General features: G+C 63.6%; 21 protein-coding genes. 14 read left to right on the top strand and 7 right to left on the bottom strand.

Going from position 1 to position 20,617, the window contains the following annotated elements; all coding sequences use genetic code 11:
- Positions 1-84: 84 nt before the first annotated feature.
- The 3 genes from M729_RS0106340 to gcvA all read right to left on the bottom strand — a co-directional run bounded on the left by M729_RS0106340 (position 85) and on the right by gcvA (position 4,107).
- Positions 85-1,515: a hypothetical protein gene (locus M729_RS0106340; RefSeq protein ID WP_027161088.1), complete on the bottom strand. Its 1,431-nt coding sequence runs from the start codon at positions 1,513-1,515 to the stop codon at positions 85-87.
- Positions 1,516-1,691: 176 nt separating this feature from the next.
- A complete protein-coding gene (pncB, locus tag M729_RS0106335; protein WP_027161087.1) occupies positions 1,692-2,996 on the bottom strand; it encodes a nicotinate phosphoribosyltransferase in 1,305 nt (434 codons plus the stop codon).
- A gap of 136 nt (positions 2,997-3,132) precedes the next feature.
- Positions 3,133-4,107 carry a transcriptional regulator GcvA gene (gene gcvA / locus M729_RS0106330; RefSeq protein WP_013528439.1) on the bottom strand — a complete coding sequence of 325 codons (975 nt, stop codon included), beginning with the start codon at positions 4,105-4,107 and terminating at the stop codon, positions 3,133-3,135.
- A 206-nt stretch (positions 4,108-4,313) separates the two neighbouring features.
- Here gcvA and speB point away from each other — a divergent pair, with 206 nt between their 5' ends.
- From speB to M729_RS0106310, 4 genes are all read left to right on the top strand, one after another.
- Positions 4,314-5,375, top strand: a complete 1,062-nt coding sequence (gene speB / locus M729_RS0106325) for an agmatinase (protein WP_024502058.1) — start codon at positions 4,314-4,316, stop codon at positions 5,373-5,375.
- Between the two features lie 82 nt (positions 5,376-5,457).
- A complete protein-coding gene (locus M729_RS0106320) occupies positions 5,458-6,264 on the top strand; it encodes a transporter substrate-binding domain-containing protein (RefSeq protein WP_013528437.1) in 807 nt (268 codons plus the stop codon).
- 6 nt (positions 6,265-6,270) lie between these two features.
- Positions 6,271-6,927 carry an amino acid ABC transporter permease gene (locus tag M729_RS0106315; RefSeq protein ID WP_027161086.1) on the top strand — a complete coding sequence of 219 codons (657 nt, stop codon included), beginning with the start codon at positions 6,271-6,273 and terminating at the stop codon, positions 6,925-6,927.
- A complete protein-coding gene (locus M729_RS0106310; RefSeq protein WP_013528435.1) occupies positions 6,924-7,571 on the top strand; it encodes an amino acid ABC transporter permease in 648 nt (215 codons plus the stop codon). Before M729_RS0106315 ends, M729_RS0106310 begins: the two co-directional genes overlap by 4 nt.
- A 22-nt stretch (positions 7,572-7,593) precedes the next feature.
- Here M729_RS0106310 and M729_RS0106305 read toward each other — a convergent pair whose 3' ends face one another.
- The 3 genes from M729_RS0106305 to M729_RS0106295 all read right to left on the bottom strand — a co-directional run bounded on the left by M729_RS0106305 (position 7,594) and on the right by M729_RS0106295 (position 10,391).
- Positions 7,594-8,409: an oxidoreductase gene (locus M729_RS0106305; protein ID WP_013528434.1), complete on the bottom strand. Its 816-nt coding sequence runs from the start codon at positions 8,407-8,409 to the stop codon at positions 7,594-7,596.
- Positions 8,410-8,502: 93 nt separating this feature from the next.
- On the bottom strand, positions 8,503-9,768 hold the full coding sequence (gene fabF / locus M729_RS0106300; protein ID WP_027161085.1) for a beta-ketoacyl-ACP synthase II: 1,266 nt from the start codon (positions 9,766-9,768) through the stop codon (positions 8,503-8,505).
- A 44-nt stretch (positions 9,769-9,812) separates the two neighbouring features.
- Positions 9,813-10,391, bottom strand: a complete 579-nt coding sequence (locus M729_RS0106295; RefSeq protein WP_027161084.1) for a TetR/AcrR family transcriptional regulator — start codon at positions 10,389-10,391, stop codon at positions 9,813-9,815.
- Positions 10,392-10,471: 80 nt separating this feature from the next.
- Here M729_RS0106295 and M729_RS0106290 point away from each other — a divergent pair, with 80 nt between their 5' ends.
- The 10 genes from M729_RS0106290 to M729_RS0106245 all read left to right on the top strand — a co-directional run bounded on the left by M729_RS0106290 (position 10,472) and on the right by M729_RS0106245 (position 18,951).
- On the top strand, positions 10,472-10,831 hold the full coding sequence (locus M729_RS0106290; protein ID WP_032808064.1) for a hypothetical protein: 360 nt from the start codon (positions 10,472-10,474) through the stop codon (positions 10,829-10,831).
- An 86-nt stretch (positions 10,832-10,917) separates the two neighbouring features.
- Positions 10,918-11,376: a nuclear transport factor 2 family protein gene (locus M729_RS0106285; protein ID WP_013528430.1), complete on the top strand. Its 459-nt coding sequence runs from the start codon at positions 10,918-10,920 to the stop codon at positions 11,374-11,376.
- Positions 11,377-11,683: 307 nt separating this feature from the next.
- A complete protein-coding gene (locus tag M729_RS0106280) occupies positions 11,684-12,442 on the top strand; it encodes an ABC transporter ATP-binding protein (protein WP_224620866.1) in 759 nt (252 codons plus the stop codon).
- Positions 12,429-13,160 carry an ABC transporter ATP-binding protein gene (locus tag M729_RS0106275; RefSeq protein ID WP_013528428.1) on the top strand — a complete coding sequence of 244 codons (732 nt, stop codon included), beginning with the start codon at positions 12,429-12,431 and terminating at the stop codon, positions 13,158-13,160. The genes M729_RS0106280 and M729_RS0106275 overlap by 14 nt, the downstream gene beginning before the upstream one ends.
- Complete coding sequence (locus tag M729_RS0106270; protein WP_027161081.1) at positions 13,157-14,059, top strand: branched-chain amino acid ABC transporter permease; 903 nt, start codon at positions 13,157-13,159, stop codon at positions 14,057-14,059. The genes M729_RS0106275 and M729_RS0106270 overlap by 4 nt, the downstream gene beginning before the upstream one ends.
- Positions 14,056-15,105 (top strand): branched-chain amino acid ABC transporter permease, encoded by a 1,050-nt coding sequence (locus M729_RS0106265; RefSeq protein ID WP_027161080.1) that lies wholly within the window; start codon positions 14,056-14,058, stop codon positions 15,103-15,105. Before M729_RS0106270 ends, M729_RS0106265 begins: the two co-directional genes overlap by 4 nt.
- Positions 15,102-16,280 carry an ABC transporter substrate-binding protein gene (locus M729_RS0106260; protein WP_013528425.1) on the top strand — a complete coding sequence of 393 codons (1,179 nt, stop codon included), beginning with the start codon at positions 15,102-15,104 and terminating at the stop codon, positions 16,278-16,280. The genes M729_RS0106265 and M729_RS0106260 overlap by 4 nt, the downstream gene beginning before the upstream one ends.
- Before the next feature lie 2 nt (positions 16,281-16,282).
- Complete coding sequence (locus M729_RS0106255; RefSeq protein WP_013528424.1) at positions 16,283-17,041, top strand: cyclase family protein; 759 nt, start codon at positions 16,283-16,285, stop codon at positions 17,039-17,041.
- Positions 17,042-17,111: 70 nt separating this feature from the next.
- Complete coding sequence (locus M729_RS0106250) at positions 17,112-18,368, top strand: cysteine desulfurase-like protein (protein WP_027161079.1); 1,257 nt, start codon at positions 17,112-17,114, stop codon at positions 18,366-18,368.
- Between the two features lies 1 nt (position 18,369).
- Positions 18,370-18,951 carry a cupin domain-containing protein gene (locus tag M729_RS0106245; protein WP_013528422.1) on the top strand — a complete coding sequence of 194 codons (582 nt, stop codon included), beginning with the start codon at positions 18,370-18,372 and terminating at the stop codon, positions 18,949-18,951.
- A 100-nt stretch (positions 18,952-19,051) separates the two neighbouring features.
- Here M729_RS0106245 and M729_RS0106240 read toward each other — a convergent pair whose 3' ends face one another.
- Positions 19,052-20,455: an MATE family efflux transporter gene (locus M729_RS0106240; RefSeq protein ID WP_013528421.1), complete on the bottom strand. Its 1,404-nt coding sequence runs from the start codon at positions 20,453-20,455 to the stop codon at positions 19,052-19,054.
- Positions 20,456-20,617: the final 162 nt, after the last annotated feature.

The raw sequence follows: 20,617 nt of genomic DNA, 5'->3' as shown, positions 1-20,617 counted from the left end.
AAAAATCGCATGTGTACAAACTAAATCACCAAAGCCCCGACGTGGCAAGCGGGCTTTCCCCGAAGGCATGCTGGTCGCCTTTTCTCATCCGACAGTCGGCGTGGCAAGCAACCAGAGGCCGAAGACGGTGTAGGCGATCATCAGCAAGGTAAGCGGGAACTGGCTGAGGGCCGCGCGGGAGGGCTGTGGGTGCAGGCGCCAGGCGAAGCCGTGAGCGACGAGGACGGCGAGCACATGGCCCAGGATGATGGCGCCGGCCTGGATATTCCACAGCCACCACGCAGAGTCCGCCCCCGCAACGATGCCGGCCTCGATCTGCATATCGGCGGTGCCGAACAGGTTCCAGCCCATCGCGAAGGGATCGGAAAGTGCCGCAAGCGCATATTGGCCGTCGACGAGCAGCGCCGTCAGATAATGCGCAATGTGATAGGCAAGCGCGATCGGCACGATCGACCACACCAGCTGACCGGCCGCCTGGTTAAGAATGTGGTCGCTGCCGGCAAGACGTTGGCCGAGCCAGACGGCAAGCAGGAACACCGCCGCCAGCAGCGCGAATGTCAGGATCAGCCCGAAAGTGCCGCTGCCGATCAGCGCCGTGCGGCCGGGAAATTCGAGCGGGTTGATGCCGAACAGGCCGAGCCAGAAGAAGGTTTTCGACAGGCCGTCGAAGGACACCGACGACAGGGCGAGCAGCAGGAAAGCCATGCCGCTGGCCGGCAAGGGCTCCGCGGCCAGCAGCTTGGCGCCCGGCCAGCACAGGGCAAGCCGGCCATGTTCGTTCCGTACCACAATTGCGAAACGCGCCACCATGGAGAAGAAGACCGTCAGGAATTCGCCGCTGCGGCTCCAGCCGCGATAGCCGAACGCCAGTATGGCGAGGAAAGAGAATAGCCAGTAGAGGCCGGCGGCCACAGCCAGACGCGCCGGATCGTCGGGCGCCGGATCGATGAGTTCGAACCAGGCAAAGGCGAAGAACAAGATGGCCGCAGGCCAGCAGCCGACCCATCGGGGCAGGCGCCATGTCCCGGTCCCGAACAGGCGCGAGGCGATACGCCATGGTCCATACCAGGGGTTCAGCCATGACCAGAGATCGCCGAAGAGGCCTTGCAACAGCGTGACGCCGGCCCACAAAAGGGTCCAGATCACCAAAGGCAGCGGGTTTGAAAGCGGGTCGCGGCTGCCGAAAAGGCCGGCGGCGATGAGAATTGCAAAGCCGGCAAAGGATATCAGGCTGATGGCGGCGCGGGCGCTGTCGCCGAAGGTGAAGAGTTGCAAGCGCCGACGCCAGAATTTGTCGAGAGCCACGGGCGGCAGCAGGGCCAGCACGAGGAAGCTGACGGCCACTGCGAAAGCGCCGCCGGCGAGATAATAGCCGGTCGGCAGCAGCAGGACATGACCACGGTCGGAGGCATGGGCGAAGGCTGGGGTGGGGAGGAGGGCAAACAGCGCCGCAGATAATAACGCCAACAGCTGATGGCAGTGCTCTACGAGGCCCCCCTCTGTCCTGCCGGACATCTCCCCCTCAAGGAGGGAGATCGGCAGAACGGCCTGTTGGCGCCATTCTTCAAGCGTTGGAGATTGGCGAAAGCAGAGACCAAGTCCAATCTCCCCCCTTGAGGGGGAGATGTCCGGTAGGACAGAGGGGGGCGCCAAGGAACTCGGCCTATCCAAGAGCCCCACCACCCCACCCCTCACACCTTGACCAATTGCTCCACGCGGTCCTTCTCGCCAAAAATCCTGAGATACCGCTCGATCTCTTTCACATCGCCGGTCGCCTTGGCCGGATTGTCCGACAGCTTGACCGCTGGCCTGCCATTGGCCTCGGTGACCTTGCAGACCAGCGATATGGCGTCGAGGCTGTTGGTTTCCGTCGGCGCGCAGCCTTCGAAATCATTGGTCAGATTGGTGCCCCAGCCGAACGACATACGCACCTTGCCCTTGAAGTGGCGATAGGTCTCCTCGATGGTTTCGACCTCGAGCCCGTCGGAGAAGATCAGCAGTTTCTGCTTGGGGTCCTTGCCCTTGTCGCGCCACCAGGACAGGATTTTTTCGCCGCCTTCGATCGGCGGCGCGCTGTCGGGGCGAAAGCCCGTCCAGTCGGCCACCCAGTCCGGCGCATCGCGCAGGAACGATGCTGTGCCGAAGGCGTCGGGCAGCACGATCAGCAGATTGCCGCCATAGTAGCGCTGCCAGTCCTGCAGCACCTTGTAAGGCGACTGTCTCAGCTCTTTTTCCGAGTCGGCAAGCGCGGCAAACACCATCGGCAGCTCATGTGCGTTGGTGCCGAGCGCTTCGAGGTCGTTGTCCATGGCCAGAAGCACGTTGGAGGTGCCGGTGAACGCCTCGCCGATGCCTTCCTTCAACGCTTCGACACACCAGCGCTGCCATAGGAAGGAATGGCGCCGGCGCGTGCCGAAATCCGAGATGCGGATGCCGGGCAGCGCCTTCAGCCGCTCGGTCTTGGCCCACATCTTGGATTTGGCGCGGGCATAGAGCACGTCGAGCGCGAAAGGCCCGAACGCCCGCATGGCCGCGCGAGATCGGAGTTCATTGATGATGGCGAGCGCCGGGATTTCCCACAGCGTGGTGTACATCCACGCCCCGCTGAAGGTCAGCTCATACTGGCCGTCGCGCTTTGACAGTTCGTATTCGGGCAGCCGGAAGCCTTCCAGCCAGGCGAGGAACTCCGGCTCGAAGATCTGCTTGCGTCCGTAGAAATTGTTACCGCCGAGCCAGATCATCTCCTTCTTGGAGAAGCGCAGCGTGCGGGCATGGTCGAGTTGTTCGCGCAATTCGCCCTCGTCGATCTCGTCGGCGAGGCGCACCGAGGTCGTGCGGTTGATCAGCGAGAAGGTTGCGTCGACCTTGGGATACATGCCCCAGATCATCTGCAGCATCAAAAGCTTGTAGAAATCCGTGTCGAGCAGGCTGCGCACGATCGGGTCGAGCTTCCAGGTGTGGTTGTAGACGCGCCGCGCAATATCGGTCTTAGCCATGTTTCAACACCGCCTTCGCTGCCTGCCATCCACAATTGCGACAGGCCTCATAGCATCGAATCGGCCGCAACGCTGCCCGCTTTCAGGCTGGCCCGACAAAAAGAGCTGCCTGCATGCGGCGGCGCGCAGCCCGGCATCAGCTTGCGGATTTGCCGCCCATCACCCTGAGCGCCGGACGCTTGCGGCGGCTGACGATGCGGCCGGCCACAGGGGCGTCGGCGCGCCCGTCGTCCGCCGCTTTCTCGGCAAACAGCCAGTCGATGAACACCTGCACGATCGGCGTCGCCCGCATCTCGTTGCGGCAGACGACATAGAAATCGTCGACCGCCGGCACCGACAGGCTGAATGGCGCGACCAGCATGCCCCTGGCCAGCAGCGCGCTTGCCGTCACCGAGTCGCCCAGCGCCACGCCATGGCCGTGCACCGCTGCCTCGGTCGCCATACGCGCATCGCCGAGGTGATGGCGGCGGCCCCGCTCCAGGTCCAGCGCATCGGCGGCAGCCAGCCAGGTGTGCCATTCGCGGCCGTCATCGCCATGCAGGAAGACATGATCGGCGAGATCCCTGACGCTGCGGATCGGCCGGTTGTTGATCAAGGTCGGGCTGACCACGGGAAACAGTTCGAGGCCCGACCATTTGCGCATCCAGCAATCGGTCCAGCTGCCGTCGCCATAATGCACGCAGACATCGATATTGGGCGCCCGCAAATCCTTGGGATCGTTGGAAGGAATAAGCGTCAGCCTTATGTCGGGATATTGCGCCATGAAACTGCCGAGCCGCGGTGTCATCCACAGCAACAGTAGCGCCGGCACGCAGGAGACCGAAAGTGTGCCGCTGCTCGCCGGCCTTGTCATGCGCTGGGTGGCGGCGGCGATGCCGTCGAACGCGGTCGACACCGCCGGCAGAAGCTCCGCGCCATGCGGTGTCAGCTTGACCCGCTGGCCGACCCGCTCGAACAGCTTGACACCGAGCGACTGCTCGAGCGCCTTGATCTGGTGGCTGACGGCGCCATGCGTGACGTTCAGCTCAGTCGCCGCCTTGGTCAGTGAACCATGGCGAGCCGTTGCCTCGAAGGCGCGCAGCGGATTGAGCGGTGGCAGGCGCTTGGTCATGGTACCACTTTGTTGTGAGATTTTCTCACAGAAAACACCCTAACAATATCAATTGATTTTTCAATGCCACTGCCAGACACTTGAGTTTAGAACAGCATCAAGACATGAAATCTGCAGGCAGCCAGCGGGACAGCGGCCCGGCCGGATGACGGTCGGTTCGCAGGCGTCACCCGCGCCGGCACTGCATCAGCCCAGGAGGAGCGGACATGGGATACGATCGCGGCAAGCTCGATGCGTTGCGTCGCAAATATGGTGAAAGCCATGGCGGCGAGATGTTCGACCCGAAATTCCGCAAGGTCGCCGACAAGATCTTCTCCAAGAGCGGCACGCGGCTGGCGCCCTATTCAGGCATCCCGACCTTTCTTGCCGCGCCCTACCGCGAAATATCGGCCGACAATCCGGATTTCGGCGATTTGCAGGTGGCGATGATCGGCGTGCCGATGGATCTCGGCGTCACCAACCGCCCGGGCTCGCGCTTCGGGCCAAGGGCGTTGCGCGCCATCGAGCGCATCGGGCCCTACAATCACGTGCTGGAATGCGCGCCGACGCATGAGCTCAGGGTCGCCGACATTGGTGACACGCCGTTCCGCAGCCGCTACCGGCTTGAGACCAGCCATGAGGATATCGAGCGCCGCACCAACCAGATCGTCGATGCCGGGGTCATTCCGCTGTCGATCGGCGGCGACCATTCGATCAGCCATCCAATTCTGAAGGCCGTCGGCAAGAAGGCCCCGGTGGGGTTGATCCATATCGACGCCCACTGCGACACCAGTGGCCTGTTCGACATGACCAAGTTCCACCATGGCGGCCCGTTCCGCAACGCTGTGCTTGACGGCGTGCTCGACCCGACGCGCACGATCCAGATCGGCATCCGCGGCTCGGCCGAATATCTGTGGGAGTTCACCTACGAGTCCGGCATGACCGTGGTGCATGCCGAGGAGGTGACCGGCCTCGGCATTCCGGCGATCATCGAGAAGGCGCGCAAGATCGTCGGCGACGGCCCGACCTATGTCTCCTTCGACATCGACAGCGTCGATCCGGCCTTCGCGCCGGGCACCGGCACGCCGGAGGTCGGCGGGCTGACGACGCGCGAAGTGCTCGAACTCTTGCGCGGCCTCAAAGGTCTCAACATCGTCGGCGGCGACGTCGTCGAGGTGGCGCCGCAATATGACGCCACCACCAACACCGCGCATGCCGCCGCACAGGTGCTGTTCGAGATACTGAGCCTGATGGTGTTCAGCCCGGCGATAACAGGCAAGGGCGCCTGACGTCTAGAAAAGCAAAGGCAGCCGCCGCGCTGGAGCCGGCGGCCGACCCGAACAAACAAAGCTTCCAGACAGGGGAATGACAATGACAATCCGTAAGACATTTGCCTCCATCGCCGCCGTGCTGATGCTCGGCACGGCCGGTTTCGGCCTCGCAGTTCAGGCCGCTAGCGCCGATGCGCTGGCGGACATCACCAAGGCCGGCACCATCAATGTCGGCGTCTTCGCCGACTTTCCGCCCTTCTCCTCGGCCAGCGCCGACATGAGCCTCAAGGGCTATGACATGGATGTCGCGCAATACATCGCCGATACGCTCAAGGTGAAGCTCAATCCCATCGCCGTCACCGGCCAGAACCGCATCCCGTATCTGAACGATCATCGCGTCGACCTGCTGATGAGCGTCGGCTATTCGAAGGAACGCGAGCAGGTCATCGACTTCGCCGCTGCCTACGCGCCCTACTACATCGCCGTGATCGGTCCGGCAGCGCTTGCCGTCAAAGGCAAGGAAGACCTCGCCGACAAGTCGATCGCCGTCAATCGCGGCACGCTTGAAGACACCTCGCTCACCGAGGCAGCACCGGCATCGGCCGACATCAAGCGCTTCGACAACTACAATTCGGTGATCCAGGCCTTCATCTCCGGCCAGACGCAGCTGATGGTCGTCGGCAACGATGTCGGCGCGCAGGTGCTGGCCAAGCAGGACGCACTGAAGCCGGAGCAGAAGTTCCAGCTTCTGACCTCGCCTTCGCATATCGGCCTCAACAAGAACGAAGACGGCCTGAAGAAGGCCGTCAACGATGCGGTCGCCAAGATGCTGGCCGACGGCAAGCTGGACGAAAGCTCGAAAGCCTGGCTGAAGACGCCGCTCAATCCCGACAATCTCAAGGATTGAGTTTCCGTGGCTTTTGCCTGGCTCCCGGGTGCCCTGGGCGACATCGCGCATGGCGCGGCCACGACGATCCTGCTGATCGCCGTGACCACGCTGGCCGGAACGCTGCTCAGCATCCTGGGTGCCGCGGGGCGGCGAAACGGCCCGGTGCTGCTCAAGCGGGCAATCGCCTGCTATGTCGAGGTGATGCGCAACACGCCGTTCCTGGTGCAGTTGTTCTTCATCTTCTTCGGGCTGCCCAGCCTGGGCGTCCGGCTCGACCCGCTCCTGGCCGCGATGCTGGCGATGACGCTCAACATGGCGGCCTACACCATCGAGATCGTCGGCGCCGGGCTTGACGCCGTGCCCGGCGGGCAGACGGAAGCAGCGCTGGCCCTTGGGCTGCGGCCACGCCAGGTGTTCGTCAAGATCGTGCTGCCGCAGGCGCTCAAGATCATCTACCCCGCGCTCACCAGCCAGATCGTCATCATGATGCTGGAGTCCGCCGTCGTGTCGCAGATCGCCGTGCGTGAGCTGACCTACGAGGCCGACATGCTGCAGGCACGCACCTTCCGCTCCTTCGAGACCTATTTCGTCGTGACGCTGGTCTATCTCGCTCTGTCGATGGCCTTGCGCCGGCTGCTGGTGTCAGGCGGGCGCCGCGCGCTCGGAGCCGGTGTGTCATGATCGAGTTCACCTTCTGGGACATCGTCCGCAACCTACTGCTCGCCGCCCGGTGGACGGTGCTGCTATCGCTGGCCGCCTTTATCGGCGGCGGCATCGTCGGCATGATCGTGCTGTTCTTCAGGATCGCCAAGAATAAGTGGAGCAGGCGTGTCGCCTCCGGCTACATCGCCCTGTTCCAGGGAACGCCGCTCTTGATGCAGCTGTTCCTGATGTTCTTCGGCCTACCGATGCTCGGCCTGCGCATCGAACCCTGGACGGCGGCGGCGCTCGGCCTCACCTTCTTCGCCAGCGCCTATCTTGCCGAAATCTGGCGCTCCGGCGTCGCGGCGCTGCCCCTCGGCCAATGGGACGCCGGCGCCAGCCTCGGCTTGCACTATCTGCAGGAGCTGAGGCTGATCATCCTGCCGCAGGCGTTTTCGATCACCCGCGCACCCACGGTCGGCTTCCTGGTGCAGCTCATCAAATCGACGGCGCTGACCTCGATCATCGGCTTCGAGGAGCTGGTGCGGACCTCCAACGCCATCAACAATGCGACCTTCGAACCGTTCAAGGTATACGGGCTGGTGGCGCTGATCTTCTTCGTCATGTGCTTTCCGCTGACGCAATACGCCCGCAGGCTCGAGAAACAGGCGGCTGCTCGCTGACGCGCCAAGGCAGCGCCCGATTTCAGACCGGCAACCCAAGCTGCTTGCGCAGGCTCTTGTCGAATGCGGATGCGGGGACGAAACGGCGCAGGAAACTGACCTGGCGCGCCATTTTTCCCGCCGCATAGCGTTTCTTCGGCGCGGGATCGGTCGCTGCTGCCAAAATGGTCTTGGCGACCACTTCGGGCGCATCGCCTTTTTCCATCGATTTCCGCACTGACATAGTCATCCCGGCGCGCGCGGAGTCGTAGATTTCGAGCGACCGGTCGGGGGCGGCAAGATTGTCCTCGAATGATGTGCGGGTATAGGCGGGCTCCACCAGCGAAACGCGAATGCCGAAGGGGCGCAATTCGTGATCGAGCGACTCGGAATACCCTTCGATGGCGTGTTTGGTCGACGAGTAAAGCGCGAAATAGGGAGCGGGGATGAACCCCTGTACCGAGCTCAAATTTACGATTCTGCCCTTCCCTTGGCGCCGCATTGCCGGCAGCACCGCGTTGGTCACGCGCAAGACGCCGAAGACGTTCACGTCGAACAGCGCCTTGGCCTGGGCGGTCGAGGACTCCTCCGCGCCGCCAAACAGGCCCATGCCGGCATTGTTGACAAGCACGTCGATGCGTCCGGCCGCGGCGAGAACGTCATCGACCATTGTCGCGACGGACGCGTCGTCGGTCACGTCGCAGGTCAGCATGGTCACGCCGGCGGATTGCTGTGAGGCCGTGCGACGGCTGGTTCCGAAGACGCGAAAGCCGGCGCCGAGCAAGGCGTCGGCGGTAGCGCGCCCGATGCCGGAGGATGCCCCTGTGACAAGGGCGACGCCGGGATTGGTCTTGTTCATGGAAATCATATCCTTCTTTGCGTTGGACCGGATTGGGAAAAGCATGAGAGGCCGGGGCAAAGGGCGTCGGTCATGACTGCGTCTGGCCACCGGTTAGTTCCAGCGTCTGAACAGGGCGCTGGCATTCACGCCGCCAAAGCCGAAGCCATTGGAGATCGCGTACTCCATCTCCATGGGCCGGGGCGCGTTGGCGACGAAGTCGATTCCGTCGCCGGCCGGATCGGCCTCGCCCAGGTTGAGGGTTGGCGGGGCGACCTGATCCCTGAGCGCCAGGATTGCGAAGATCGCACCAAGCCCGCCGGCCGCTCCGAGCAGGTGTCCGGTCGCCGATTTCGTGGCACTGACAGCTATCGCGAAATCGCGCCCGAACACGCTCTTGATCGCTTCGATCTCACCCAGGTCGCCGACTGACGTGGAGGTCGCATGCGCATTGAGATGACGAACGTCGCGTGGCGAAATCCCTGCCTGGGCAATCGCGATCTGCATGGCCCGGCGCGCGCCGTCGCCGTCCTCTGGCCCGGAGGTGACGTGATGGGCATCCGCCGTCGTGCCGTAGCCGACGAGCTCAGCAATCGGTTTTGCGCCGCGCGCCAACGCGTGGCTCAACGCCTCGATGACCAGCACGCCGGCCCCTTCGCCCATGACGAAGCCGTCCCGCGATGTGTCGAAAGGGCGCGAGGCTTGGGCCGGCGCCCAATTGAAGCCGGTTGAAAGAGAACGAGCGGCGGCGAAACCGCCGAGACTGACGGTGTTGATGCACGCTTCCGTTCCGCCGCACACGGCGATGTCGGCTTCGTTGGCGCGGATCAGGCGGGCGGCGTCGCCGATCGCCTGGATGCCCGCCGCGCACGCCGTCACCGGTGCGCCGAGTGGACCTTTGAAGCCATGACGGATCGAGATGTGGCCCCCCGCGAGGTTCACCAGGAAGGACGGCACCGTAAAGGGAGACAGGCGGCGGGCGCCACGCAGGTCCACCGTGCGCACCGCCTCGGTGATGGCCGGGAACCCGCCGACACCTGAAGCGATGATCGTGGCCGTGCGCAGGCGATCCGTCTCCAAGGCAGGCTTCCATTGCGCCTGCGCAAGCGCCTCTTCCGCCGCCGCCAGCGCGAAGAGAATGAACCGGTCTACCTTGCGCTGATCCTTCGCGGACAGGACGGCATCGGCATCGAAACCAGCCTCGGGGTCTTCGCCCAGGGAGGGAACCACGCCGCCAATCTTAGCCGGCAGCTCTCCCACCACATCGTCAGGAAGCCTGCGAACGCCAGACCGGCCAGCAAGCAGGCGTGACCAGGACGCTTCGACATTGGCGGCAAGGGGCGTGACCGCACCCATGCCCGTGACGACAATCCGTTCCATCTGCTCTCCTATCCTTGCTGTGCTGGCGGCGCTGCTCGCGCCGTTCAAGTAGCGACTGCTTCGCGAACCTGATCGGCCGCCGCATCCAGAAAAGCCTGCGCAAGGTCGGGGTCGTTGACGACCCGCGACAGCACGACCGCGCCGACCATCGTCGAGAGAACGGCCATTGCCTTGTTGCCGGTCTTTTCGCTGTCGCCCTCGCCAACCCAACCGCCGAGCATCTCGAGGTACGCCTTGATGCCGGCTTCGAATGATGCCTTCACCTCGGCACCTTGCCTGGCCGCATCCGAGCCCAGCGCAACGACCGGGCAGCCGTCCATCTTTTCTCCGCGATGATCCATGCTGAGGTAGAATGAGATCACCCCGTCGAGCGGGTTCCCGGGATTTGCCGCGGTCGCGGCCGACCATTTGTGGGTGGCGCTTTCCATAGCCCGCCTGGACGCCAGCGCCGCCAGATCGTCCTTCGACTCGAATTGCTTGTAAAAGGCGCCCTGGGTCAGCCCGGCCCCTTTCATCAGATCCTTGAGGCCGATGCCGTCGAACCCGCGCTCCCGAAAAAGCCGGCTTGCCACATTGATCACGGTCTCACGGTTTTCCGCGGCCTGAGTGCGACTTACACGCATCGTCATCTCCTTTTTTAGATTGCATTCGTAATCTATACCCTATATAGAGGGTGAACGCAATCTAAAAAAGGACAAATGAGATGATCCGCAAAACCTTGGGCGCCTCGCTGCTGGCGGCGCTGTTTCTTGCAACCCCGGCTCTTGCCGAGGAAGCCACCATCGGGCGCCCGATCGAAGGCGGTAGCCTGCACCAGGGACACCTGGACATGGTGGTCTACTACGTTCCGGACGGCGACCTGCTTGAGGTCACCGCCACTTTCGCACCGAAGACCGGGGGTGATCCGCTGCGGGTTGTCATGGGCCTCGCCAACAGTGACTCCGTGGCGTTTTCCATACCTGGCCACCCGGGCTCGCTCTACGCGTTCTCAAGGTCCGGTGAGGAAGTGACGGTCTCGACCGAGACGGACACATCCCTGCGAGCCGACGCGACAATGCCCTGACCTGACGCGCAGGCCGCGGCCGAGCGATGCTGGCCGGGGTCTCGCGTCGGAACGGCGCGCCACCGATAAGTTTGGAGAGAGGTCACATGCTTTACAGCTATTTTGTCGAGAAATCGATCCGGCAGAGCTTCGACGACGTCAACAACCATCGCTGGGATGCGGCGGTGAAGGCCATCGCGCCGCATGTCCATCACCGGGTTGGTGGCGCACACGCGCTTGGTGGCGAGCGTCACGACAAGCAGGCCCTGCGCCGGTGGTTCGAGCGCCTCGGCCGTGTCCTGCCCACTCTCCATCTCACGGTCAACCACGTGTGGGTGAAGGGCTGGCCCTGGCATACCACCGTGTTTGCCCAGTGGGATGGCACCGCTACCCTGCTCAATGGCGATACGTCCTACGTCAACCGTGGTCTCCACGTGTTCACGCTGCGGTGGGGCAGGGTTCATGCGCTCGAGGAATTCTACGATTCACAGGCGGCGGCGCGCGCTCTCGCCGCCCAGGCCGCAGCCGGCCTCGAAGAAGCTGTCGCCGAACAGATAACAAGCTAGCACAAGCGCGGTCCGAGGACGCCCAAGGTCTACGGGCCGGTGGCGCCGATCGTCTTCGTCTCGTGCCTTGCGCCCACGCACTATGCGCGCAGGCTCGAGAAGCGAGCGCTGGCGCGCTGGACTGCAGGCCCTGCATCGATGCCGGTGCTGTCGCGGCAACGGTCGAGCCGAGGCAGGCATACAGCTTTCCTCTTGGGAATAGGACTTGACATCTTGCCGTTCGAATTGTCCATTTGAAGCTTGACCGGGCCGAACGGGGCGGCGAGGGACAGGGGCAAACCGGCGGGTGGATAGACAGTCGAGTCGAGTGCTGTTGAGGACGGTCGGGCTGACAAAAGCCTTTCGAGGGCTAGTTGCCCTGCGGGATCATTCCATCGAGCTCCACGAACGTGAAATCATTGGGGTAATCGGGCCGAATGGCTCGGGCAAGAGCACGCTTTTCAACCTGATCACCGGCTTCTCCCAGCCGAATTCCGGTAGCATCGAGATGGAGGGCCGGTCGATCGTCGGCCTGCGCACATCGCAGATCGTCGCGATGGGCATCGCCCGCACCTTCCAGGGCTCTCGCCTGTTCGGCAGCCTCAGCGTCGCGCAGAACGTGCTGACGGCGGCGCAGTTGCGCCATCCTGTCGGCGCCGCCGATACCGTGCTGCGCGGTCGGCGTTATCGCGAGCGGGTGGCCGCGACCCGGCAGAAGGCCGACGAACTCCTCGACCTCATGGGCCTGACAGATCAGGCCGGCAGGGTCGCCGCGGATCTTCCCTACGGCGATCAGCGGCGGCTGGAGATTGCGCGTGCGTTGGCGACCGGCCCGCAGCTGCTGCTGCTCGATGAGCCCGCAGCCGGGCTTGATTCCAACGAGACCAAGGTGTTGGCAGCGCTGATCCGGACGATCCGTGACCGCTATGGCGTAACGGTGGTCGTTGTCGAGCACGACATGGACCTGATCATGGCGCTGTGCGAACGCATCCAGGTGCTGGCGACTGGCGAGGTGATCTGCGTCGGAACACCGGAGCAGGTACGCGAACACCCGAAAGTGCGGGAGGCGTATCTTGGCCACGCCTAGCCCCGTTCTGCTCAGCGTCGAGAACCTCGAGGTCAATTTCGGCGCGGTGCGTGCGCTGAAGGGCATTTCGCTCGACGTCCATGCCGGCGAGGTGGTGGCGTTGGTGGGCGCCAACGGCGCCGGCAAGAGCACGACCTTGCGCACCATTTCCGGCCTGTCGCGGCCGCGCGGCGGCAGGATCATCTTCGATGGCAAGCCGATTGGAGGTGTCGCTCCGTCGCGCATCGTAAGTCTGGGCATCGCGCAGAGCCCGGAGGGCAGGCGCCTGTTCGGCGGCCTGACGGTGGCTGACAATCTGCGGCTCGGCGCCTGCACCCGCACCGACAAGGATGCCATCCTCAGAGACAGCGAGCGCATGTTCATGCTGTTCCCGATTCTCAAGCAGCGGCTGAAGCAGCTGGCCGGGACGCTGTCGGGCGGCGAACAGCAGCAGCTTGCTTTGGCGCGCGCGCTGATGGCGGCGCCGCGCCTGCTGCTGCTCGATGAGCCTTCGCTCGGCGTTGCGCCGCTGCTGGTGCGCCACATCTTCAGCGCGCTTGCCGAACTGAAGCGCCAGGGCATGACGATGCTTCTGGTGGAACAGAACATCACGCTCGCGCTGGACCTCGCCGACCGCGCCTATGTGCTGCGCACGGGCCAGGTGGCGCTGTCTGGCCGGTCCGCGGAACTGCGCGACAGCGAACGCGTGGCGCAGGCATATCTCGGGGCGGCAACATGACCCAGCTGGACTATATCCTTCAGCAGATCGTCAATGCGGTGAGCCTCGGCAGCCTCTACGCACTGGTGGCGGTCGGCCTGTCGATCGTCTTCGGCGTCCTCAAGCTGACCAATTTCGCGCATGGCGACGTCATGATGGTAGGTGCCTTCGGGGTTGCCTTGCTGGTCGGCATCGGCGTTCCGTTCCCGGTCGCCGTGATCTGCGGCATCGCCGCGGCCGCCGCCGCCGGCTTCCTCATCGAACGCATCGCCTACCGCCCGATCCGCGACGCGCCCGACGTTGCGCGACTGCTGACCAGCCTCGCCGTCACCTACATCATCGAGAATGTCGGCATCCTGGTGTTCACCTCCTCGCCGCGCAATTTTCCACTCCCCGATATTCTCAACACCTCCTGGGAAATGTCGAACGGCGCCATCACCTTCACCAGCATCAATCTCCTGACCATCGCGCTGACCTTCGTGTCGCTGCTGCTCCTCGGCTGGTTTATCACGCGCACCACGACTGGGCTCGGCATGCGCGCCGCAGCCGAGGACATGTCGGCGGCACACCTTGTCGGTCTGAACGTCAACCGGTTGATCATCGTCGCCTTCATCGTCGCATCCGCCTATGCCGGCCTCGCCGGCATTTTGTGGGCGGCGCAGGCCGGCGTGGTGCAGCCGCAGATGGGCTTCACGCCGCTCCTGAAGGCTTTCGTGGCGGCAATCATCGGCGGCTTCGGGTCGATCGCGGGCGCCCTGGTCGGCGGCTACATATTGGGCGCGCTGGAGATCTTCATCGTCGCATTCCTGCCGGGCAGCGTCTCGTCCTATCGCGACGCAATCGTCTTCGCCGTGCTGATCGCCTTTCTCCTGGTGCGCCCGGGCGGGCTGCTCCAGCCAAACCGGGAGATAAAGCTGTGAGCCGGGAAGCGCGGATCACACTCCTCGTCCTCGTCGCCGTGGTGGCGGGAGCAGCTGTCGCATTCGGTGCGCCGCACGTGCTGAGCGACTATTTCGTCCGGATTATCCTGCTGATCGCGCTGAATGCAATCCTGGTGCTGGCGCTGTCGCTGAGCAACGGTTTTACGGGCGTGTTTTCGCTCGGTCATGTCGGCTTCATCGGCGCCGGCGCGTATATTTCGGGGATCCTGTCGATCCCGGTGCAGCAGAAGATGGCACTGCTGCCGCATCTGCCGGGGTTTCTGCATGCTTTCAGCCTCCCCTTCCTGCCGGCGACGCTGGTGGCAGGTCTTCTGACGGCATTGCTTGCGGTGGTCGTCGGTTATCCCTTGATGCGCCTGTCGGGCTATTTCGTTTCGGTGGCGACGATGGGATTCTTGATTATCGTCAACGTGGTGCTGATCAATGCGTCGGATTTCACCCGAGGTGCCCGCACGTTTACCGGCGTGCCGCTGGAGACGACGTTGCCCTGGGTGATGGGTTGGCTCGCCATCACGGTGTTCGTTCTGGCGCGCCTGGTTTATTCGCCTTTCGGGCGCGCCATGAAGGCGGTGCGCGACGACACGATCGCGGCCAGCGCTGTCGGAATCGGCGTGCTGCGGACCAGACTGATCGCCTTCGTCATCGGCGCGTTCTTCTCAGGCGTCGGCGGGTCGCTCTATGCGCATTATCTCGGCTCGTTTTCGCCGAACACTTTCTACTTCGCGCTGACGATGAGTCTGATCACAATGCTGGTGCTGGGCGGCATGGGCTCCCTGACCGGCGCGGTGGTCGGTGTCATCTGCGTTTCGCTGTTGTCGGAGATCCTGCGCTCGGTCGAACGCGGCTTCACGATCGGCGATTTCGCGGTGCCGGCCCTGTTTGGCGCCAGCCAGATCGTGCTCGGCTTCATCTTCATTCTAGTCATGATCTTCCGGCCGAAGGGGATCATGGGGGACCGGGAACTTACGTTCGGATCAACCCAAAGATCGGCAACGGTGAACCAGACAGAGGAACGAAAACGATGATCAAACTCACTCGACGCGGTACCATCGGCCTGGGACTTGGCGCATTCTTCGCGCTTGCCTCGGCCAGCACGGCACTTGCTGCCGACACCATCAAGATCGGCTATCCGGCAAACCTGACCGGCATCCAGGCTTCGCTCGACGGTCCGATGCTGAATGGCGCCAAGCTGGCAGCGAGCGAAATCAACGCCGCCGGCGGCGTGCTCGGCCAGCAGATAGAACTGGTGATCTACGACTCCAAGAGCGATTCGACGACGATCTCGACCGTCGCCAGCCAGTTGATCGACAGCGACAAGGTCGTCGGCATCATCGGCTTCGCCGATTCCGACTCGGTGCTGGCCATCGGACCGCAGGTCCAGACGGCGCAGATACCGTTCATAACGCCAGGCGCGACCTCGCCGAAATTGCCTAGCCAGCTCGGCAACGAGATCTTCCTCGCCGCCTTCGGCGACAACGTTCAGGCTGCGGTTGGCGCGGAATTTGCGCTGAACAAGCTGAACGGCAAAACCGCCTACCTGCTGACCGACATCGGCACTGAATACACAACGCTGCTGTCGGACTACTTCGTCACCGCCTACGAGCATGGCGGGGGCAAGATTTTGGAGCGCGACACCTACAAGATCGGCGACAAGACCTTTACCGCGCAGATCGCCAAACTGAAGGCGCTGTCGCCGCAGCCAGACTTCGTCTATGCCTCGTCGAATGCCGAGGAAATCGGCCTGATCTTGAAGCAGATGCGCCAGGCCGGCATCAACCTGCCGGTGGTCGGCGGCGACGGCTACGACACGCCCTTGCTGATCCAGGTCGGCGGCGATGCGGCCAAGGACACCTACTTCACTACCCACGCCTACATCGGTGAGGGCGCCACCCCGAAGGTGCAGGCCTTCATCGACGCCTACACCAAGTCGGTCGGCAATGCCCCGGAGAACGCGTTCGCTGCGCTCGGCTACGACTCGGTCAAGCTGATGGCCGACGCGATCAAGCGTGCCGGTGCGCCGGATCCGGCCAAGATCCGTGACGCGCTGGCCGCTACGTCCGGGCTCGACGGCGTGACCGGCACGATCACCTACCGCCCGGGCATTTCGGTGCCGGACAAGTCGGTCTCGGTCATTGGTGTCAAGGACGGCAAGCTTGTCCTGGCAAGTGAAGCGGCACCGACCTTCGTCGCGGAGCCGTGATCTTGTCCACTCCGGGCTCGCTTTGGGACATCTACAGGTCGCGGCTCTCCGCCGCGACCTTCACCGACCTGACGCATGCGTTTCATCCGGGTCAGCCGCATTTCCCGGCCTTCCCGGACGAGGAGCGCAGTGCGTTGCTCGATTTTTCGAAGGGCGATGCCTTCCAGGTCCACCACTACGCCTTCGTCGGACAGTGGGGCACCCATGTCGATCCACCGGTGCACTTCATCGACGGCGGCCGCTCGATCGACCAACTGCCGGTGGCGGAGATGCTTCTGCCGCTGGTCATCCTCGACATCAGCGACAGGGTCGCCGCCGATCCCGACGCGACGCCGACGCTCGACGATATTTCGGCCTGGGAGACGCGGAACGGCCGTATCCCGGAAAAGTGTTTTGTCGCACTTCGCACCGGCTGGTGGCCGCGCTGGCCGGACCCCGTGGCATTTCGGAACAAGTCGGCCGACGGTATCTCGCATGCGCCGGGTTGGTCGAAGCCGGTGCTGGAGGAACTTTTGGAACGCCGCGGTGTTGCTGCGATCGGGCACGAGGGCATGGACACTGATCCCGGCCGTGCCACTTCCGCAGGTGACGCAAGCCTGGAATACTACGTGCTGTCGCGCGACTGCTGGCAGATCGAGCTCTTGGCCAATCTCGACAAGGTGCCCGAAGCCGGCGCGTTGATAATGGCAAGCTGGCCAAAGCCAAAGGCCGGATCTGGCTTCCCGGCTCGCGCTGTCGCCATCCATGAAGCGGCCGGCTGAACGCGTGAAGCCGCTGCTGGCGGCGGTCTAGGGGCCGCCGCACAACGATCATCAGATACGGAATTCAGACATGGATATAGATACAGTCCGCGATGCTTTTCCGGCGATGGCGAGAGGTGCCGAGCCGAAGAAGCGGATTTTCTTCGACAATCCCGCGGGAACCCAGATGGCGAGCCGTTCGATCGAGCGTATGACGCGTGTCATGATCGAAACCAACGCCAATCTTGGTGGCTATTTCGAAACCTCACTCGCGGCCCAAGCGATGGTCGACGACGCGCATCAGGCGATGGCCGATTTCTTCAATGCCGCCGACCGGCGTGAGGTGGTGTTCGGCCAGAACATGACGACTCTGACTTTCGCCGTCTCGCGCTCCATCGGCCGCGATCTGAACGCCGGCGACGCCATCGTGCTGACGCGCATGGATCATGACGCCAACGTCGCACCCTGGCTGATGCTGGCGGAGGATCGGGGGCTTGAAGTACGCTGGATCGACCTCGATCCAAAAACGTTCGAACTCGACCTGTCGACGCTGGAGGCGACTATCGACGAGGACGTCAAGCTGGTCGCCGTCGGATATGCCAGCAACGTTACCGGCACGATCAACGACGTGAAGCGGATCGCGCAGCGCGCCCGCGCGATCGGGGCGCTGAGCTATATCGACGCGGTGCAGTTCGCGCCGCATGGGGTGATCGACGTCCAGGAGATCGGCTGTGATTTCCTGGTTTGCTCGGCCTACAAATTTTTTGGACCGCATCACGGGGTGTTGTGGGGCCGTTTCGATCTGCTGCAGGCGCTGACCGCCTATAAGGTGCGCGCTGCTTCCAATACGCCACCTGGAAAATTCGAGACGGGAACGACAAGCCGCGAGGCGCTTGCCGGGGTGCTTGGCGCCGTCGAGCACTATGCCTGGCTCGGACAGTCCTTCGGCAACGTCCACCCGCAGGCGACGCGGCGGGAGCGCATCGTCGCCGGCATTGAAGTCGCCGACCGTTATGAGCGTGTCCTGACAGCACGGCTGATTGCCGGATTGTCTAGAATTGATGGCGTCTTGATCCAGGGCATATCCGATGTGGCGGCGCTGGCGCGCCGTGTGCCTACCGTGTCGATCACCGTTGACGGAACCGATCCCGCCGATATCGCCAAGGCGATGGCAGAGGAAGGCATCTATCTCTGGCACGGTCACAATTACGGTTTGGAGCCAATCAAGCGGCTGGGGCTTGCGGACCGCAACGGTGTCGTCCGCATCGGGCTGGCTCATTACAACACCGAGGCGGAAGTCGATTTCCTGCTGGCGAAGCTGGCGGACTGGATGAAGACGCGGACCTGACATGCGCGACAGAAACGGAACCCCGAGGATCGGCGTCAAGCTGCGCCATGCCAGACAGGTGCTTGGCCTCAGCCTGGAAGAGCTCGGCGCCCGCATCGGGCTGACAGAGGGTTATCTCTCGAAGATCGAAAACGACCGCGCTACGCCGTCCATGGCGGCTCTGCACCGGCTGGTGCAGGCACTGGGCATCAACATGAACGCGATGTTCGGCACGCTGCAGCACAATGCCTCGGAAGTGTTCGTTTTGCGGCAAAACGAGCGTCCGCACATGGAGACGGGACATCGGCGTTCGGGCAACCATGTCGTGCTCGAGCAATTGGTGCCGTCCGGTCCGGAATATCTGCTGCAGATCAACGTTCATGTGATCGAGGCCGGCGGCGGCAGCCCCGAGTTGATCAGCCACAAGGGACAAGAGTTCGGCTACGTGCTCGAAGGTTCCGTCGAATTGCTGGTCGAGGCGAACGTGGTGGCGCTCGAGGCAGGCGACGCGTTCTATTTCAACTCCGAACTCGGCCACGGCTACCGCAATATCGGTTCGACCACGGTCCGCATCCTCTGGGTCAACACGCCGCCGACATTCTGACCGCCTCCAGCGCGGCGCCGGATTTCGAGGGAGTTCTGAAGACGTCGTTCAATGAGCCAACGTCCACAGGACAACAGCCGCCGAGCCCAACCGTCCTGTTTCAATGCCCGAACGCGAGCGGCGGGGCCAGTCGGTCGCGCCGCAGCCAGCGCGCCAGCAGCAGCGCGGCCACCACGGCCAGCCCCGTCGACAGGCCGATCCAGATGCCGACGCCATGCAGGCCGAAATGGAAGGCGAGCAGCACCCCAAGCGGCAGGCCGACGCCCCAATAGCCGATCGCGGCATAGATCATCGGCACCTTGGTGTCGTGCAGGCCGCGCAGCATGCCGGCGGCCACCGCCTGGGCGCCGTCGAAGACCTGGAACAGCGCCGCGAAGACCAGGAACGACACGGCAAGTTCGATCACCCTGGCATTGGCCGGATTGCTCAGATCGATGAAGGCGCTGATCAGCGGATGCGGCCACAGGATCATCACCAGCCCCATCAGCGCCATGAACGAGACGCCGATGACGAAGGCGGTCCAGCCGGCGCGCGACACGCCTTGCGGATTGCCGGCGCCATGCGCAAGGCCGACGCGCACCGTCACCGCCTGGTTGAGGCCAAGCGGCACCATGAAGGAGATCGAGGCGATCTGGATGGCGATCGCGTGCGCGGCCAGCGAATCCGCGTCGATCAGGCCCATCAGCAGGGCGGCCGCATTGAAGATAGTCACCTCGAAGGCGAGAATGCCGGCAATCGGCAGGCCGAGCCGCAACAGGCCCTTGAAGCGTGGCCAGTCCGATCGCCAGAATCGTCCGAACAGACGATAACGGCGGAACTTCTTCTCCAGCATCACCACGGCAGCCAGGCCGATGAACATCAGCGTTGAGGACAGCGAGGTGGCAAGGCCCGACCCGGCAATGCCCATCGACGGCACGCCGAGATTGCCGAACATGAACACCCAGTTGAAGAAGGCATTGCAGGCGACGGCAACAAAGACGATGACCAGCGCCCAGCCCGGCCGCTCCAGCGCCGAGATGAACGAGCGCAGCACGATATAGAAGTAGAAGGGCAGCACCGCCCATTCGAGCCAGCGTAGATAGATGCCGGCCTGATGCGCCAGCGCCGGTTCCTGGCCCATGGCCAGCAGAATGCCTTCGCCGTGCCAAAGCACGAGCCAGATCGGGATCGAGATCAGGATCGCCAGCCACAGGCCCTGGCGCACGGTGCGGCGCAGGTCGCGCACCGAATAGCGGCGGCGGCCAAGCTCGGTGGCGATCATCGGCGATGTCGCCAGCATCAGGCCGAGGCCGAAGATCAGCGGCATGAAATAGAGGTTGGCGCCAAGCGCGCCACTGGCCAGCGTATCCGGCCCCAGCCGGCCCATCATCATGACGTCGGTGGCCGTCATCGCGGTCTGACCGAGATTGGTCAGCACCATCGGCCAGGCGAGCGCCAGCGTCGCCCTGATTTCCTGACGCCAAAGATTTTCCGGCGCGCGAGCGCCGGCTTCGATCGCAGACATTGTTCCGCTCTTTCCAGCTACGGCGCGTCGGCCAGAGCCGGAAGCCGCATGTCAAACGGCAAAACCTTCGGTTTCGCGGCGTTTGCGTCAGCTTCTGGACGAAACGCGACATGAAGGCAAGAGAGGAGGGACGGGAACGGATTGAGCCGGGGACCGGCCCCG

It is taken from the genome of Mesorhizobium sp. WSM1293, from assembly GCF_000513875.1.
In the GTDB taxonomy this organism is placed as follows: Bacteria; Pseudomonadota; Alphaproteobacteria; order Rhizobiales; family Rhizobiaceae; genus Mesorhizobium; species Mesorhizobium ciceri.
The sequence above is the reverse complement of the archived record's forward strand: the minus strand, read 5'-3'. Positions and strand labels throughout refer to the sequence as shown.